The organism is Corynebacterium sp. MSK032, assembly GCF_030232065.1.
Lineage (GTDB): Bacteria > Actinomycetota > Actinomycetes > Mycobacteriales > Mycobacteriaceae > Corynebacterium > Corynebacterium jeikeium_D.
In genome coordinates, this window is the sequence record NZ_JASPJR010000017.1 from 1 (window position 1) to 17,931 (window position 17,931).

Annotated in this window: 15 protein-coding genes; 3 read left to right on the forward strand and 12 right to left on the reverse strand. The window is 57.9% G+C overall.

The features are described from left to right. Nucleotides 1-476: 476 nt before the first annotated feature. Nucleotides 477-1,754, reverse strand: a complete 1,278-nt coding sequence (locus tag QP995_RS09630) for an MFS transporter (protein ID WP_048732259.1) — start codon at nucleotides 1,752-1,754, stop codon at nucleotides 477-479. A 261-nt stretch (nucleotides 1,755-2,015) separates the two neighbouring features. On the opposite strand from QP995_RS09630, the gene QP995_RS09635 reads away from it, so the two are divergent. Continuing rightward, nucleotides 2,016-3,584, forward strand: coding sequence for an NYN domain-containing protein (locus QP995_RS09635; protein WP_070866427.1), 1,569 nt, complete (start codon nucleotides 2,016-2,018; stop codon nucleotides 3,582-3,584). Nucleotides 3,585-3,765: 181 nt separating this feature from the next. Here the strand turns inward: QP995_RS09635 and QP995_RS09640 are convergent, their stop codons facing one another. Further along, nucleotides 3,766-4,611 (reverse strand): PspA/IM30 family protein, encoded by an 846-nt coding sequence (locus tag QP995_RS09640; RefSeq protein WP_070429053.1) that lies wholly within the window; start codon nucleotides 4,609-4,611, stop codon nucleotides 3,766-3,768. A 161-nt stretch (nucleotides 4,612-4,772) separates the two neighbouring features. Between QP995_RS09640 and QP995_RS09645 the strand changes: the two genes are divergently transcribed. Further along, a complete protein-coding gene (locus QP995_RS09645) occupies nucleotides 4,773-6,074 on the forward strand; it encodes a serine hydrolase (RefSeq protein WP_070549571.1) in 1,302 nt (433 codons plus the stop codon). A gap of 104 nt (nucleotides 6,075-6,178) precedes the next feature. On the opposite strand, the gene trxA is transcribed toward QP995_RS09645, so the two are convergent. The 10 genes from trxA to QP995_RS09695 form a co-directional block, all read right to left on the reverse strand. Further along, nucleotides 6,179-6,559: a thioredoxin gene (gene trxA / locus QP995_RS09650; protein WP_016421700.1), complete on the reverse strand. Its 381-nt coding sequence runs from the start codon at nucleotides 6,557-6,559 to the stop codon at nucleotides 6,179-6,181. A gap of 142 nt (nucleotides 6,560-6,701) precedes the next feature. Further along, a complete protein-coding gene (locus QP995_RS09655; RefSeq protein WP_151011292.1) occupies nucleotides 6,702-7,550 on the reverse strand; it encodes a fumarylacetoacetate hydrolase family protein in 849 nt (282 codons plus the stop codon). Between the two features lie 89 nt (nucleotides 7,551-7,639). Continuing rightward, entirely contained in the window at nucleotides 7,640-8,836 is a 1,197-nt protein-coding gene (locus QP995_RS09660; protein ID WP_151011295.1) for an acyltransferase family protein, read from the reverse strand. Between the two features lie 142 nt (nucleotides 8,837-8,978). Continuing rightward, nucleotides 8,979-10,571 carry a replicative DNA helicase gene (gene dnaB / locus QP995_RS09665; RefSeq protein WP_049170075.1) on the reverse strand — a complete coding sequence of 531 codons (1,593 nt, stop codon included), beginning with the start codon at nucleotides 10,569-10,571 and terminating at the stop codon, nucleotides 8,979-8,981. Nucleotides 10,572-11,306: 735 nt separating this feature from the next. Further along, nucleotides 11,307-11,759, reverse strand: a complete 453-nt coding sequence (gene rplI / locus QP995_RS09670) for a 50S ribosomal protein L9 (RefSeq protein ID WP_005511982.1) — start codon at nucleotides 11,757-11,759, stop codon at nucleotides 11,307-11,309. A 100-nt stretch (nucleotides 11,760-11,859) separates the two neighbouring features. Beyond that, nucleotides 11,860-12,426 (reverse strand): single-stranded DNA-binding protein, encoded by a 567-nt coding sequence (locus QP995_RS09675; RefSeq protein ID WP_049170077.1) that lies wholly within the window; start codon nucleotides 12,424-12,426, stop codon nucleotides 11,860-11,862. Between the two features lie 121 nt (nucleotides 12,427-12,547). Beyond that, nucleotides 12,548-12,835 carry a 30S ribosomal protein S6 gene (gene rpsF, locus QP995_RS09680; RefSeq protein WP_005511978.1) on the reverse strand — a complete coding sequence of 96 codons (288 nt, stop codon included), beginning with the start codon at nucleotides 12,833-12,835 and terminating at the stop codon, nucleotides 12,548-12,550. Between the two features lie 311 nt (nucleotides 12,836-13,146). After that, nucleotides 13,147-13,338: a hypothetical protein gene (locus tag QP995_RS09685; RefSeq protein WP_016421704.1), complete on the reverse strand. Its 192-nt coding sequence runs from the start codon at nucleotides 13,336-13,338 to the stop codon at nucleotides 13,147-13,149. Next, nucleotides 13,339-15,816 carry a transglycosylase domain-containing protein gene (locus QP995_RS09690; RefSeq protein ID WP_070549572.1) on the reverse strand — a complete coding sequence of 826 codons (2,478 nt, stop codon included), beginning with the start codon at nucleotides 15,814-15,816 and terminating at the stop codon, nucleotides 13,339-13,341. 11 nt (nucleotides 15,817-15,827) lie between these two features. After that, entirely contained in the window at nucleotides 15,828-16,199 is a 372-nt protein-coding gene (locus QP995_RS09695; RefSeq protein WP_224784051.1) for a DUF5318 family protein, read from the reverse strand. 272 nt (nucleotides 16,200-16,471) lie between these two features. On the opposite strand from QP995_RS09695, the gene QP995_RS09700 reads away from it, so the two are divergent. Further along, nucleotides 16,472-17,557, forward strand: a complete 1,086-nt coding sequence (locus QP995_RS09700) for an inositol-3-phosphate synthase (protein ID WP_016421706.1) — start codon at nucleotides 16,472-16,474, stop codon at nucleotides 17,555-17,557. Nucleotides 17,558-17,931 lie beyond the last annotated feature (374 nt).

The window sequence follows — 17,931 nt, forward strand, 5'->3', positions numbered from 1 at the left end:
ACGCAATCCATCACCCGCAAGCACAAAAGGACCCAAAACAAACAAAGGCCCCCGGCACCCACCAGCAACACACACGCGCAAACGACAACCAAACAAGCACTTTCCCAAAAAAGTATTAGTTAGTACATCGGCACACTATTGAGTTCTCACACAACACACACCCACGAAGACAACCACCCCAACCAGGGCAACCACCACGTGAGCAGCGAGAGAAAACATTAACAAACAATTAACCAGAAAGTCAAACCAACGACTCCCAGCGGCTAACCGCACGAAAACATTTCCCCCACATCAACCAACCAAACACATAAACTGCCTGGCCACGCTGACCTCCAGATACATTACACACATGCCCCTATTTAAGCGAATCCGCTGGTAGAACCTGGAAAACGAATCACTTTAGTTAACTCTGTACGCCAGATTTGAGCCTTCCTACGGCTCGGGCGCTACTTTTCAGCAACTCAGCAATCGACCAATTACTTAGTCAGAGCCGCCTTGTCACCTGCGAGTCGTCGCCAAGCAGTGGCAGACGCGACCCCCATCAGCGCACCCGCACCCAGAAACACGCTGCCTGCACCCATCGCGGTAGCACCCAAACCAGCAACCGGCGGCAGGATGACCTGCGCCAAGCGGTTACCCATCAGTCGGATGGATAGCGCCTGAGCGCGCACCTCGGCATCCACCAGGGAGCTCACCCACGTCATTGACATGGGCATGACAAAACCCCACGCCAAGCCACAGATACCAACTGCGACAACCATCAGCCACGCACTCTGTAGCCACGGCATTGCCAAAAGCGGCAGGACACCGGCACAAACTGCAATGATAAGGACTCGATTGCGATTAGCTCGGTTCAAAACAGTCGGCATGAGGGCTCGGGAAATAATCGCGAGGCCACTACGCGCACCAAGGATTGCCGTCACCTCGGCAACACTAAAGCCCAGTTCGCGTCCCAGCACCGGCACATATGCCGTCAACAGGTCAATGGCTACGATGACCGCAATTGATACAGCCATGGCGCTGGACATGCCGTCGATACGCAGGATGCTTAGGACCGATGCGCCGCTGGCTTCGGCCTGCGCCGGCCGCCTCTTGTCCATCCGGCTGCGGTCGCTAACAGTCGACGCCGGGGATTGCTCAGTTGAGCTAGCAGCTTGCACTTCGGCGGCTGCATTCGCTTCGTGCCGTCGATAAGCAGTTGCGACCGGCCAGCCGATGACCAGGGCGACCGCGCCGATTCCCGTCATCGCCCAGAGCGCAGAAGTGGTGGCGGTCATGGCGCTGCCGTCGTGGTTGGGAGTGAGCAGACCTGCACCGACAATGCCGAGGAACTGCCCGACGGAAATTCCGAGCGTGAAATAAGCAAAGAGGCTATCGAGCCCGGCGACGCCGCCACGCAGGTGCGAAACCATGCCTTGAGCGGCGATGAGCGTGGTCATGTGGGCAAAACCCAGGGCCACGTAGCCGAGCAGAAGAATAGGTAGGTTCGGCGAGAGCGCCATTACTGCTGCCGCGATGACGGTGGCGACGAGACCGGAGTACATGACTTCGGTGGCGCGATGACTGTCGACAAGCTTGCCGGCGGGAAGCGCAATAATAAGAGGTACAAGTGAAAATGCGGCAGTGAACCAGCCGACGGTGGCGGCGGAACCGCCAAAATCGAGGACTCGCCAAGAAAGCAGCACGCGACCGCCGTTGAAAACCGCTTGTCCCAACACAGTAATGAGAACCAATAGGCCGAACCAGCGTCTCATACCTGTTTGTAACTCCCCTTCTCCTGTGTGGTCGTACTCTTCGCGGGGCGATTTCTTTGCACGTCAATACCTAAATTGATCGGTGCCTTCTCGTCGACTCGCACTCCTGCCAACCCGCGAAGGGCGGTCAAAGTGATGCGGCTTATTAAGAATAGTCCCTGAAGTTAAACATGTTTAGCGCATAGAATGAATTATTCGGGCATCCTTGTCGATGTAACCGGTTTGCTTATTTAGTTAATAAAGAATCAGGAATTAGGAGCCATGCTTGAACGCACATTGGTGTTCGTCGATACGTCATATTTATTGGCGAGCTTTTACAACTCGTGGGAAACCGGAGCCCGCGGGCAATTAGAAATCGACCTTAGAGAAGTAGTTAGTGTCCTTGACCGAATGATTAACCAGCAGCTGAACCAGCCAGTTCAGCGGCAACTTTGGTACGACGGCATCCCGGAGTCGGGGCCGCATCGTTACCAGCGCTCACTGCGCACGATTGATGGTGTGCAGCTGCGCGCAGGTCAGCTCATTGAATGGGGTGACCGACGGACTCAGAAGGCCGTCGATACGCGACTCGTCGCAGACATGGTCGTCGCCGGCCTGCGCAACCAAGTTTCCGATATCGTGCTGGTCTCGGGCGATGCGGACATGCTGCCCGGCGTCGCTGAGGCTTCGGCTGCCGGTGTGCGTGTGCATCTCTACGGCTTCGGCTGGGACTCCATGTCCGGTGCACTTCGCCATGCCTGCGATTCGACGACAATCCTCGATCCCCGCGAGGACTTCGCCGACGCCATGCAGCTCAACGTCCTTGAAGGCCCAATCCCACCGGTCGTCCGCACGAATAAGCCGCTGGGCGATGCCGAACCAATCGAGGATCTCGGCGCCACCTGCGTGCCGGATACGCGCATCACTCCTCCGGGCGAGGGCTCGCTTGACGACGGCACGGAGAACACTCCCTCCGCTGCCGACGGTGACGCTGCTTCGCCGGAGGCCGGCACTCCGGAGGTTCCGCAGGACCAGCGCGTTGTGCCATCCCCCACGGCTGACAGCGACTCCGACTGTCGCAGCGAAGACAATGCCGCAGCCACGCCGACGGCCAAGGCCGACTCGCCGAAGTTCAACGAGGTCGAGCACGCGGCCAAGATGGGTGCCCGGGAAATCCCGGCGCAGGCTGAGCACCGCGCTGAGGTAGAGCGCACCGGCGGTTCGGAAGCTACACGGGTGGATTCCGCTGCTTCGGGCGTTTCGGCTGCCTCACCAACGCAGCCAACGCAGCCAGCACAGCCTTCTCCAGCGACCATGCCCGGCGCGACAGTCAACACTGGCAGTGGGGCTGGTAACGACACTGTGAACAACACCGGAGCCGAGCATGCAGGCGCGTCTGCCTCCGATTCCGCGTCGTCGACTGCAACCGGCAGTGGGGAGTCGGCGACGGAGTCGTCGACAAGCGAAGACGGTGCCAACACGAGTACGCCGAAACCAAGCCCGCGGCCGAATCCTTCGATGATGGCGCCAAGGAGGAAGCTGCGTAGTCGATACGTGCCCCTGCCGAACGAGGTGTGGGCATCCGCGGGTTTTCAGACGCCGTTCGATGTGGGACAGCAGTACGCGAACTGGTGGTACGAGAATATTGCAAACGAGCAGGCGCGCGATAGTGCCCACTTGCTCTCTGGTGGTGGGCTGCCACCGGACATTGATCGTCCGCTGCTGCAGTTTGCGTGCGAAACCCTGCACGAATACACGCTGACGGAGACGCAGCGCGTCAATCTGCGCGATGGTTTCCACGCCGGTATCCGCGGAGTGCTGCTCGCGCGGAAGAACGGCGAATTGGAGTAATAGCGCGCCTCACGGATTCGGCAGTTTCGGTGGCTTCAGCACTGCTGGCGCTACTGTCGCTGCTGGCGCTGCTGGTGCGAGAAAGTGTCGGGGTTTATGTCAGTTTAGGGTGGTTTTTCCCGCTCAAACTGACATAAACCCCGACACTTTCTTGTTGACGATTGTTGGCAACTGGTGAACGCTACTTCGCTTCGTCTGCGTCCGTTGTGGTGTCCTCAACGGCCTCAACGGACTCGGCGGACTCGGCGGCCTCCAGCTCGCCGGCGTTATCCTTCGCGGCAGAACCGGATTCGAGAGCAGCGTTTTCATTATTCATCTGGGCACGAATTTCGGCCAGACGCATGTCAGCAGCGGCATCGCGAGTCGAAGTCTCGATCTCAGCCATACGACCTGCCTGTGAGGATTCCGCGAGCTCCTGAGCGCCCAACGCATTGGCGTAGCGGCCTTCAATCTTCTCACGGACCGAATCCAAAGTCGGCACATTCGGATCCTCGGAAATACCCTGCATGCTCTGGAGAGTCTTCGACGCGGTCTCTTGCATCTTGGCCTGATCGGCCTGCGACTCCAGCTTGCGGATATCCTGCTTAATCTGCTCGTAGCGAGCCTGCGACTGCTGCGCCTGACGCTGTGCCTCCTCAGCAGCAGATACGGCCTGCTGGTGGAGCTGCGTAGTATTTTCCAGCTCCTTTTCAACATTCACCAGCTGGGTGGCAAACACCTCAGCAGTGCTTTCCATCTTCTGTGCAGTGGCCTCATCGCCCTTGGCACGAGCTTGATCCGCATTGGCGAGTGCCTGCCGGGTGTTCTCGGTAATCTTGTCACGCTCAGAGGTCAACCGCCCCAGCTGCATTTCCAGTTGATTGCGGTTGCCGATGATAGCCGCAGCCTGACGCTGAATCTCCTGATGGCGCTGACGCTCGGCCTCAGCTGCCTGTGCAATCTGAACCTTAGGATCCGCATTGTCCTCGATCTTCTTATCGAACGAAGACATCATGTACTTCCAGCCCTTGGCAAATGGATTAGCCATGCAAATCCAACCTTCCTCAACATATGCGGAATAACTAATCGGAACCGAGAAGATTCCATCTCTTAAAAAATTGTACGTGAGCTAGCTCGCTCTCTCTCGGCAAACGGAAAGAGCTGGTTACCGACAAGCAAGACTCCCCCAGAGTTGTAAACTCTCTAAACATGGTTCATTGCCCTCAACGCACGTACCGCGGACTGGCCGCGAGTCTCGCCGCGGTAATTACTCTGTCAGCAACTGCGCCGCTGGCTAACGCGACAGTCACCGCAACTGCTGACTCCACCGATACCGGTGCATTTTCGCAGGTAGTCGTAGCAGCTCCATCGTCAACGGAGCCGGCTAAGCCCTCCGACGCAAAAACCAAGAAGACCACCGAAAAGCCAACTGAAAAGGCTCCCGAGAAGAGCACAGGGCGAACCGCAGAGAAGTCGGCGGAACAGTCGGCTGAGAAGTCGACCGAGAAAACCTCTTCACCGACATCGGAAACGTCCTCGACGGAGCCGTCGGAAAGCACTGTGAAAAGTGAGCCGAAGGAGTTTCCCCCACTTGTGCCAGGGGCGAAGACCCAGTGGGGCCTTGGCGTGCAAACTCGTCTCGACGAAGTGACTGAGAAGTTCGACGCTAAGGGCGGCATGCTCGGCATGGGCATTCTGGATCGCCAGACCGGTGAGTTCATCTGCAACTCACACTGTGATGATGTTTTTCGCCTTGCCAGCCTGATGAAGGTATTCGTCGCCGATGTTGTGGCCTATTCCAACTACACGCAGCCGAAGAAGGGCGAGATCGTCGCTGGCCAGGGTGATATGCCGGTTGAGGGCAATCCCGACGCCATGCTGCGCGACGACATGATTCGATACTCCAACAACGAAGCAACTGACGAGCTGTGGGATTCCTACGGCGGTGTACGAATCGTTGACAATGTCCGGCAGCGCTACGGTCTCTCGGATAAGACCGTCGGCTCGCCTATGTGGGGAGCCACCACCAGTACGCCAGCCGACATGGTCGCCTACTTTGACCGCATGCTGAGCGAAGAAGGCGGGCTGAGCGACACGGAGACCAAATACATGCGTCAGCTGATGTACTCACTGCCGCGCTACTCCTACGGCGATGCAGACCAGAACTTCGGTCTGCGTGCAGCGCTACCGAAGGAAACGATTGCCAACAAGTCCGGTTGGTACGAAGAGCAGCACACCACTGCCGGATTCCTTGGCGACGATGACCGTTACGCTATCGCGGTTCTGGGCAAAAACCTGACCGCCAACGAACTCACCGAAGCTGTCAAGCACGTGTTCCCAGACGGGCAGGTTCTGCCAACAGGTGAGAAGGAGACAAAGCACGCCCGCACCAGCGCACCACTGTCGATTGAGGAGGACTCAAACAAAGTCGCTCCAGCCCTGTGGGCGCTAGTAGCAGCACTCGCTGGCTTTGGTATTGGCTGGCTCATTCGTGGCCAGCGCGCGGACTAGATACAAAAAGCCCCCGCGCGCTTGAGGGCTAGTTCAGGCGCGGGGGCTTACGCGGAAGTGCTCCAAGTCGGAAAACGCACAGTATGCGGGCTGAACCGCAGAGTTTACTCGGTAGCGCTATCCTGTGCGGCCTGCTCGGCAATTTGCGCACGGACATCATCCATGTTCAGCTCCGAAGCCTGGCCAACCAGATCGCTCAGGGCGGCCTCCGGCAGCACACCAGAGTGCTGGAACAGCAGGATTCCCTCGCGGAAAACAAACAGCGTCGGAATCGACTGAATGCCCAGGGCCGCCGAAACCTCCTGGTTGGCATCGGTGTCCAGCTTTGCGAACACTACCTCTGAGTGCTTCTCGGAAGCCTTCTCATAAATCGGGGCGAACTGGCGGCACGGACCGCACCAGGATGCCCAGGCATCAACGAGCACAATGTCGTTGTTCTGAATAGTCTCAGCGAAAGTCTCGTTCGTAATATCAACAGTTGCCATGGGTCTAACTCCTCTTACTCTTTAACGTTGTGTTCTAACTTCACGTTCTTTACGTAGGTTTTTACCCGTTAGTCTCCCACAACGCACGCGGGGGTCAATTCATTCCCGCCGGGTTCGCGGGGACGTCGTAAAGCGGCGCGTGCTAGTGGTTGATGCGGACGGTATTGGCCTGTTTACCCAGGCCATCGATGGTGATGATCATTTCCTGACCATCCTGAAGGTAGGTCTGCGGGCTTATGCCGTGGCCAACACCCGCCGGCGTTCCCGTGGAGATGACATCGCCCGGGTTCAGCTGCACGAACTGTGAGATGTAGGCGATTAACTTCGCCGGGGAGAAAACAAGGTCCGCAATCGGGGCATCCTGGCGCAACTCTCCGTCGACGTATGTGCGCACCCGTGCGGAGTCCGCATCGAAAGCATCGGCTGTGAGCATCCACGGCCCGAAAGCACTGGCGCGCTGCAACGTCTTCCCCTGTAGCCACTGCGCGGTGGCGTATTGGAAATCGCGCTGGGTGAAGTCATTCATAATCGCGTACCCAGCGATAGCGTCCTGCGCCTGCTCCTCCGACACCTGCAAGCAGGTCTCGCCAACGATAACCGCGAGCTCGCCTTCATAATCGAGCTTTTCCGCGCAGGCCTCCGGCACTCGGATGTCATCCTTGGCGCCAGCGACGGCGTCGGCAAACTTCGCGAATAACGTCGGCACCTCTGGGCGCTCGTGCCCCATCTCATCGATGTGCGCGGCATAGTTCAGGCCGACGCAGACAATCTTGCCCGGCCGCGTGATCAGCGGCGCGAACGCCCACGTGCTCTCCGCCATGACGTTGTCAGGGTTGTTCCCCGCCTCCGCTAAGAGTTCTTCCGCTTCACGACGCCACGTTGGCCGCGCTAACACATCTCCGAGACAGTGGTCATCAAAAAGGACCGCTACGCCGTCGCCGAGAACAGCGGCGCGGGTTGCACCCTGGTATCGCAACGTTGCTAGACGCATGGCTTTCTCATTTCTTCATGGCTATTCTCTGTGTCACTTCTGCCGCCTAATCGGCTCTCGGTTCCACGCTACCGCCTTGTTGAGCTGAATTAGGAAGCAGGTTCGCTCTTCAGCTGATGCGGAGCCTCGCCTTCAGGCTGGGAGGGAGGATTCTGGCTGCGCTGAAGAGCACGCTGTCCCGGCGTAGTCATGCGCACTACCCACGCAGGACGGACGAAGAGCCACCCGGCACCGATGGCAAGCAGCAACCTGTGCAGACCGAGACACAGCATTGCCGCGATGATGGCCACCAGTGGAGTCATGATGACCAAGTGTGGGTCCTTCGGCAGGATGAGGTCGCAAATAATCATGACCACAACCAACATTGGAATGTGCATGAGGAAGATAGGCAGCGTTCGACCGCCAATCTTTTCAAAGGGCACAACTAGGCGAGTGTTCTGCAGCATCGCCATGACATTGATTGCAGCCAGTGCGCCAGTGGTGGACAGGTACACGCGGGTGAAGCCGACGTTGCCTTCGTTAAAGCTCGAGTAGGTCGCCTGCACCCAGATTGCCACCGACAGGAACGCCGTCAGCGTCACTAACAGTGAGAGGCCGCTGCGACGCTGTGCCATCCGGAAGATCCAGGGCGCACCGTACATGCCCAGCACATAGAAGAACAGCATCTTGCTGACAAAGTCCCACGACCAGCTGGATGAGGCAAAAGGCGCCCATGCACTAATGAGGCCTGAAACGATGAGCTGAATCACCGGATGTACCCAGCGGAATGCTCGTGTGAGAATTGCAAATAGCGCCAGCGCCCACAGGAACCACAGGTAAGAAGTTGGCTCGATGCCCGCGTGAAGCGTGTTGTAAATTCGCGGCCCCCACGCGCTGTGGTCCGTAATCGGCGGCGGAGACACAATGCCATCGGCATCCACGTGCGTATATGGCATGAGGAAAAGCACGAAGTCACGCAGTGGAACCCAAATCACGTAGAGATAGACCATCACCCAGATTCGGCGATTGGCCAACTTATGCCACGACTCCTTGAGTGCCTTGCCGGCGAACAGACCAGATAGCAGGAAAAACAGCGGCATACGGATTGGTCCGAGGAAGAAGTTAATCCCCGCCCACTGCGCCGTGTAGTAACCGTGCGCTTGCAGCTCTGTGATGGCATGGCCAAGCACAACTAATAGAATGCACAGCCCCTTGGCCGCATCTACCCAGCCGACGCGCTGTTTCGGCGCACTCTTATGCCTTTTAGCTTTGGTCTCCGCTGCCACGGGAGCGGCAGTTGGTGACATAGTGCTTCCCCGCTTCCCGACGACTCCGCGTAACCCTCAAAACCTTCAAAACAGTCAACGCACGAAAACTCGCCCCATTGACTGTCACTCACCTTACCTAGCCACCCGGATTGCACTAATTCTGGGTGGCTAGGCCAGGCACCTAGAGAGAACCGCTGGGCTCCTCCGCCAGGTTGGCGAACCTGGAGTAATGCAGCTGGTGGGCCACAGCAATGCTTCCGGTCGGTCCACCACGGTGCTTTGCGACGATAATATCCGCCTCACCAGCACGTTCATGGTCAGCCTCCTGCGAGTCCGGCCGGTAAATCAGCATGACAATATCGGCATCCTGCTCCAGCGAACCCGACTCACGCAGGTCCGAGACCTGTGGCTTCTTATCTGTGCGAGCTTCCGGACCACGATTCAGCTGCGAAATTGCAATCAGCGGTACCTCGAGCTCCTTCGCCAACAACTTGAGCTGACGGGAGAACTCCGAGACCTCTTGCTGCCTGGACTCGACTTTTTTACCCGAGCTCATCAGCTGCAGGTAGTCGACCACGATCATCTTCAGATCGTGCTTCTGCTTCAGCTGACGTGCCTTCGCGCGAATTTCCATCATGGTCAGGTTCGGCGAGTCATCAATAAACAGCGGAGCATCACGAATCTTGTCGCCGACCTCGACCAGCTTTGTCCAGTCCCGCTCATCCAGGTCACCGGAGCGCAAAGATGCCATGTTGATCTTCGCCTCTGCGGACATGATGCGCATCATGATTTCGTTGCGCGACATTTCCAACGAGAAAATTGCGCTGGTCATGCCGTTGCGAATCGATGCCGAACGCATGAAGTCCATTGCAAGCGTGGACTTACCCACACCCGGACGAGCCGCAATAATCACCATCTGACCTGGGTGAAGACCGTTCGTCAGCTTGTCCAGGTTGGTAATCCCCGTCGGTACACCCTGCGCCAGACCGCCGTTTTGGGTAATAAGATCCAGTTCCTCCAGCGTGTCATCCAAGACATCGGCGATGGGAACGTAGTCATTCTTCGTGTTCTCACGTCCAACGCTGAAGATGAGCTGCTGCGCCTCATCCACCAGCTGCTCCGGCTCCGTGTCCTCCGCGCCCGCATAGCCAATCTGGGCGATTTTCGTGCCGGCCTCTACCAGGCGACGGATTGTCGCCTTCTCCGCAACAATGCGGGCATAGAACTGCGCATTCGCCGCCGTTGGCACCAGGGAGGCCAAGGTGTGCAGGTACAGCGGACCACCGATACGCTCCAGGTCTCCAGTTCGATCCAGACGACCTGCCAGCAAAATGGGGTCAATTTCCGAGGACTCACCGTAGAGGTGCAAAATCGCCGAGTAAATCGTCTGGTGCGCTGGCCGGTAGAAATCCTCCGGCGTCAGCTGCTCGTACACATCCGCGACGACCTCTGAGTTCAGCAGCATCGCGCCGAGCACACTCTGCTCCGCCTCGATATTGTGCGGCGGCGTGCGCTCAAAAGTCGCGCCCGCGACCGCACTCGCACGAGCGCCACGACCACGGTCGCGCTCCCAGTCCCGCGCCCCAGATCCGCTTGCCGACGATCCGTTGCCCGAGCTCTGAGAGAAGGAATACTCCTCCGGTGGCGCATCCTCTACCGGCGGTTCCGGGGGCAGCGGAACGTCATCGAAGGAATCATCGTGGGAATTCACCGAGTAGGACGACGCCTCGTCCCCTGCTCCTGAATGACCACCATCACCTACAGGCTGACTCATCGTGAGCAGCTCCTCCCCTTCTGGACCACTTAGGTGCCTTTTCAACCCTGTTGCTGACTGACCGTCACACTCAATATGCCTGTTCCGCCCGCCAGCATTGGACACCTGACTACCTACCGCAGTTATACCTGCTCGAGCGGATTGACGGACCTGTAAAAGTACCCTTTAAGGCCCCAGAAAACAATCCTCGACAGGGGTTATCCCCGAAGTTATCCACAGCACCTGTGGATAAGCCTGGGGAGAACATGTGCACAATCAAGAAAAGTCCAGGTGAACGGTCCGTAACCCTAAACCGCCGCTTGAATGTTAACGGGGGTAGCGGAGTTTCAACCCGAAAATATTCTATCTACGCAGGTCAGTGCGTATTTGCCTTAATCCTGCACAAATGTAATCCTCTGTTACCCCTTTAGCATCGATGCTGCTCATGCGGAGATTATTAACGATGAATTAATAAAAATCTCGTGCACTCCAGAAGAGTTATCCACGGCAGCCAGGCAAGTTACCCACAGGTTTATCCACAGAAATCATTGTTAGCCTGTGGACAAGTCGTAGACGCTCTTTCCAGCACCTGCGTAAAAGGCTTTAAACCAGCCTTAAACCACGAAAAGCCCTGACCTTTCACTACGAAAGATCAGAGCTTCACGTGTGCTGTTGTCATTGGGCCTCAGAGCCCGCGCAGTCTTTAAACGCGGTGCTCGTCAGCCGCCGTCAAAGTAAAAACTCTAAACCGCGAACTTACGCGGCGACGACCTGTACGGAAACATGCGCGGTAATCTGCGGGTGCAGCGCGATGTCAACGGTGTGCTTACCAAGGGACTTGATCTGGCTCGGAGCAAGCACGACTGCGCGCTTGTCGATAGCCTGACCGGAAGCCTTACGAACTGCATCGGCGATGTCACCCTTGGTGACAGAACCGAACAGCTTGCCATTTTCCGAAGCCTTCACAGCAACGGAGACGTTGTCGAGCGAATCAATCTTCTGCTTGACTTCACGTGCATGGTCGAGGTCGCGGATAGCGCGAGCCTCCTGGGCACGACGAATGCCCTCGATCTGCTTTTCTGCGCCGCGGGTGGCAACAATTGCCAGTCCGCGAGGAAGCAGGTAGTTACGTCCGTAGCCGGCCTTGACCTCAACGATGTCGCCTGCGACACCGAGCTTGTCAACGTCGGCGGTGAGGATCAGCTTCATGATCCCTGCCTTTCGCTGGATATGTCTTTAAAAGATTATGAGAATTGTGGATGCTAAATCTGCTGCAAACTAGTCACGTAGTGCCGTGGCTGGAAGGAGCTTAGAACGGAGGCTCATCGCCGCCGAAGCCGCCACCGGCCGGAGGAGCTGAGTTCCACGGATCTTCCGCAGGAGCTCCGCCACCAAAACCGCGATCGCCCTGTCCACCCTGGTTGCCCTGGTTTCCACCAAAGCCACCGCCGAAACCACCACCGGCATTTCCGCCCTGGCTGCGGTTGCCGCCGCCAAAGTTTCCACCGCCGTTGCGTGGAGTGCGCGTGACCTGAGCTCGAGCGAACTTCAGGGACGGGCCCACCTCATCGACCTCAACCTCAAAGACGGTACGACGCTCGCCCTCGCGGGTCTCGTAACTGCGCTGGCGCAGACGACCCTGGACGATGACGCGCATGCCCTTGGAGAGACTTTCGACAGCGTTCTCCGCCGCCTCACGCCACAGGCTGCAGGTGAGGAACATGCCCTCGCCGTCAACCCACTGGCCATCTCGGTACACCCGCGGAGTCGACGCAACGCGGAAGTTCGCGACGGCGGTGCCGTTCTGGGTGTACTTAAGCTCCGGGTCAGCAACCAGGTTGCCAACCACTGTGATTTGTACGTCTCCCTGAGCCATGCTTCTTCTCCTCGGTTGTATTCTGTCGAGCTGATGATGGGGCTTTCGCCCGCTATCCTACGGCTTTCGCTTTACCGGTGTGCCCCATTCGAGCACTCTGGCTACGCAAATATGACGCAGATTAACGATCAACCCGCAGCACCTTGGTGCGCAGGATGCTGTCGTTCAGATTCAGACGACGGTCGAGTTCCAGCACGGTTGCGGACTCGCAGGTGAGGTCGACGACAACGTAGATGCCGTCTTCCTTCTTCTCGATCGGGTAGGCGAGGTGGCGCTTACCCCAGATGTCCACCTTCTCCACCTTGCCGTTCTCCTTGCGGACAACGTCGAGGTACTTCTCCAGGGACGGGCCTACGGTGCGCTCATCCTGAGACGGATCGATAATAATCATTACTTCGTAGTGACGCACGGACCTCATCACCTCCTATGGTCTAGTTCTTGTATTTCGGCTACACAGCGTGGTGCGCTGGCACTGTCTTTCATGCCAACCGCTATGCAGCAGGAGGATCGTTGCGTCAAGCAACCCTGCCAGGGTACCGCAGGCAGAGGTATATGTCCTAATCGCAGGCGCCGTCGGCAAGCAGTACTGGCAAGCGGTGTCAGGGCGCCGAATAAAAAGAGACGCACACAGAGCTACTGCGTGCGTCTCTTTGAATTGTGAAGTTGTCGCGTGCTTGGTGGGCAGTTAACGCTCTAGCAACTGACTACCTGGCCTGCGTCCTACATTGATGTCGAGGAAGCATGTGCCAACGCAATAATCACCGGAATGACTGTCGCGAATAGGAAAGCTGCCAGGCACAGAGCCCAAATGATTGCCGGTTTCCACTTCTGCATGAAGCCCCAAAAGGCCGTGCCGAACATCAGGAAGCCAATCGCGACGCAGACGATGGTGAAAATCACCCACGTGTCCACTTACTGTCCACCTCCAGGGTTACCGGGGTCTCCGCCGCCTTCATTGCCACCGCCGAAACCACCGCCTCCCGGAATCGGGATGGGCAGTAGGTCAGCGATTCCGCCGCCACCGCCTCCGCCATCGCCACCCGGAACCGGAAGCGGTGCAGGCTGCTCCTCGGAGGACTCAGAGGTCGACTCCTCGGCCGACTCCTCTTCTGTGGTCTCCGGGGCATAGCCCTGGTCATAGCCAGAGTCAGAGGTCGACGGCGCCTGGTACTGCGGCGCACCTGCGACACCACCGATTGGCTCCGGCTTGGTGAAGTACTCAAAGTCCTCGTTAGACAGTGCGTTATCCATGGTGTACTTCCACAGATCACCCGGGGTTTGCGAGCCGTACATGATGCCACCATAGGAGTTGTAGAGCGCCGAACCATCGACGTTGCCAACCCACACTGCAGTCGACAGCTGCGGTGTCGAACCGATCATCCACGCATCCTTGTTCTGGCCGGTGTCACCCAACTGCGTAGTACCGGTCTTGGCGGCCGACGGGCGACCACCACTCAAGGGCTTGTTGCTGTAACCGGCAATAGGCTCCATGGCCGATATCATATTGGTGGCCACTGCCTTGGAAACTCGACGGTCGCCCTTGTCAGCGTTGGACTCGTAAACAATCTCGCCCTTGGAGTTTTCGACCTTCTCTACGAAGTGAGTCTGCTGATAGACGCCATCGTTAGTCAGGGTAGCCAGACCAACGGCCATATCCAGCGGACGTGAGAGGTACTGACCCAGGGCGATACCGTCCTGCGAGTGACCGTTGTCGTCCATCAGAGTCTTTTCAATACCCGGGATGGACTCAGCCACGCCCAGACGATGAGCCATTTTGGCGGTGTCATCCGGACCATTCTTCAGGTCGCGCTGCAGGCGAATAAACGGGGTGTTCAGCGACTGCTTCAGGGACTCATAAAGCGGAAGCACGCCACCGCCGGCACCGCCGTCGTTGTGCAGAGTGACGTTACCGGACTGCACAGGTGCCGAAGAGTACTGCGCGGTCAGTGGAATACCTTGATCGAGAGCTGCTGCCAGCGCAAAAATCTTGAAAGTAGAGCCGGTCTGCAGACCGCTGTTTGCGTAGTCCCAACCAGTCGGATCGTCGCCACCGTAGTAGGCGCGGACAGCACCGGTCTTCGGCTCCACCGAAACGATGGCGGCACGCAAACCCGTTGACTGATCGACGTAGTTTTCCATCGCATCCAGGGCAGCCTGCTGCACCGTCGGGTCAATGGTCGTCGTAATGCGTAGACCGCCAGTGTTGACCTCCTGCTCGGAGATACCTTCGCGCTCCAACTCAGCCAGAACCTGATTCTTAATCATGGCAGCCGGGCCGGGCTCCGGAGCCTGCTTCGGCGCCAACGCCGGATCGATGGTCTCCGGGTACTGCATTCCCGCGCGGTCCTGCGGCGAGACGATGTTCATCTCCACCAGGCCATCGAGGACGTAGTTCCAACGCTGCTCAGCCTCCGGGCGGTTAGTCCACGGATCCAGTGCAGATGGACGCTGAATCGAGGCTGCCAGCACAGCACCCTCTTCGGCATTCAGCTCACCGACTTCCTTACCGAAGTAGGCCTTCGACGCTGCCGCGATACCGTATGCGTTACGACCAAAGTAAATCGTGTTGAGGTAGGCCTCAAGGATTTCGTCCTTAGTCCACTCCCGCGCCATCTTCGCCGACATGACCAGCTCCTTGGCCTTACGGGTCAGCGTGCGCTCGTTGCCCACCACAGCATTCTTGACGTACTGCTGCGTAATGGTCGAGCCGCCACCGGCACTGGAATTACCAGTCACGACTCCCAGAGCCGCACGGGCATAACCAGTCAAGGAAAAACCCGGGTTGGTATAGAAATCACGATCCTCAGCTGCCAGCACTGCATTGCGTACAGCATCCGGCACCTTGTCGATAGTGATGTTGCTTCGGTTACCGCCCTCCGGGACGATGCGCGTGATTTCCTTTTCACCAGAACGGTCATAAATCACCGCAATCTGGCTATTGGCCAACTCCTCTGGCTCCGGCACGTCCGTTGTCGCATAAGCAACACCGAACACAACTACCGGCAACAGCACGACCAGCGCCACGGCTAGACCGAGCCACGCTAAAATTCGCCGCTTATTATCAGTCGGCTGTTCTTCTTGCGCCATCGAGCTTTCCTCTTCATGGTCATCTGGTTCAAGGTCATCTGGGGCGTACTGCCCCTTCTCCGGGTCCGGCTCGCTTGCCGACGTCATCTCTGAACCGGTAGCCAGACCCTCGTCATTGCCACCGACCGAAACAGCATCAATGCTGTCGCTGGAATCGTCGTCAAGCGATGCGTCATCGGAGCGTGCGTGCGTATTGAAGGAATCAGCATCCGGCTGATCCCACCACTCGCCTGATGAATTAGAACCCTGGCCCTCGTGAGGGCTGTTAGGACCGCCTGGGCTATCGGGTCGATCATTGCTCACGGGTGCTCTCCCTAGTTTTCTGACTCTTCTCGAGCTGCCTGAAGTGTCCGGGTCAGGAAACTCCACTTGCAGTCGGGGCACACCTCAACTTCTTTGACGGTGCACGAACCATATTCATTAACTATTGCGGATAATTCGTTTTCAGTACAAGCAGAGCCGGAACGACGGCCCAAGTTTTCTCCGAACACCCAGAATACGAGTCGGAGGTCGAATTTGCGACATACTGGGCACTCTTCCTGGGACTTTCTGCCGTGAAAACGCGCGGCAGCGACCAGCCGAGCATCGGCATCACAGAGTGATTTCCGTGAAATCTCCCCTACACGCCACTGCTCCAATAACTGCTTCTTGAACAAGGAGTGATCAATCTCGCCCTGCCATGTCATCACGAAGACAGATTAGCAGGCTCGTGCGGGCTGGTTTCACCCCCGCTTTATCGGTAAACACATGCCCCCTCACGGTTCGGGCATCGGCAAACAACGCATAAAGGTATAACGTCACGCTCGTTACCTCAATGCGCGCACCCACTCACGGCCGCACCGCTGGCGCAAGGCCCTGGTGCGGGGTTCTGATGCTAGGTCTTGATGCGAGTTCCCGGTGTGAGTTCCCGGCGCGAGGTCAAAGCCTCCGAGCACATAGTTTCAAGGAGAATTACTAAATGAGTTCAATTCGCGTCGCTATCGTCGGCGTCGGCAACTGCGCCTCTTCCCTGGTGCAGGGTGTCGAGTTCTACCGCGATGCAAAGCCCGATGAGACCATTCCTGGCCTCATGCACGTCGTCTTCGGCGACTACCACGTCTCCGATGTCGAGTTCGTCGCAGCTTTCGACGTTGACGACAAGAAGGTCGGCAAGGACCTCTCCGAGGCCATTGTTTCCTCCGAAAACTGCACCATCAAGATTGCCGATGTCCCGACTCTCGGCGTTGAGGTTCAGCGCGGCCCGACCCTGGATGGCGTTGGCAAGTACTACGCGGACACCATCGACGAATCCCCGGCTGAACCGGTCGACGTTGTTCAGGCGCTGAAGGATGCCAAGGTCGATGTACTGGTCTCCTACCTGCCGGTCGGTTCAGAACAGGCTGACAAGTTCTACGCACAGTGCGCCATTGACGCTGGTGTAGCTTTCGTCAATGCCCTGCCGGTCTTCATCGCTTCCGACCCTGAGTGGGCCAAGAAGTTCGAAGACGCAGGGGTTCCGATTGTCGGCGACGACATCAAGAGCCAGGTCGGCGCAACCATCACCCACCGCGTCATGGCCAAGCTATTTGAGGACCGCGGTGTTCGCCTCGAGCGCACCCTGCAGCTCAACGTCGGCGGCAACATGGACTTCAAGAACATGCTCGAGCGCGACCGCCTCGAGTCCAAGAAGATCTCCAAGACCCAGGCCGTCACCTCCAATCTCACCGGTCCGCTGGCCGGCAAGATCGACGACCGCAACGTCCACATCGGCCCGTCGGACTGGGTGGACTGGCTGGATGACCGCAAGTGGGCCTACGTCCGACTCGAGGGCAAGGCCTTCGGCGAGGTGCCGCTGAACCTTGAGTACAAGCTCGAGGTCTGGGACTCCCCGAACTCCGCTGGCATCATCATCGATGCTGTTCGCGCTGCCAAGATCGCCAAGGATCGCGGCATCGGCGGCCCGGTCTACGCCGCTTCTTCCTACCTGATGAAGTCCCCGCCGAAGCAGCTTGCCGACGATGTTGCGCGAGCACAGCTCGAAGCATTCATCAAGGGCGAAGACTAAAAGGTACAAGCACTCAAAAGTACAAGCGAGCAGCTCCGAGAGCATGTGCCTTGAAAAGTGCCAGCCGGTTACCCATGCGGTAGCCGCTGGCGCTTTTGTGCTTCTCTCTCCCCTATCCTCCCCGCGTCTCTTCCACGCCTTCTCGCCCTACTCGCTGCTGCGCCCATCTCGTCCCCGCCATGGATGCGTGCGCTGCAGTCGTCGTAAAGCAGACAGCAATACACCCGCGAGGATGAATCTGCGAGACATATCACAAGCCAAAAGCATTCGCGAAAGTAGCCGTATGGCTACCTCCAACCCAACGTTCTAAGTACAGAAGAAGTGACACTTTAGGGGGTTTCTGCCAGCACCGAAAAACCTTATACGCAGATAGG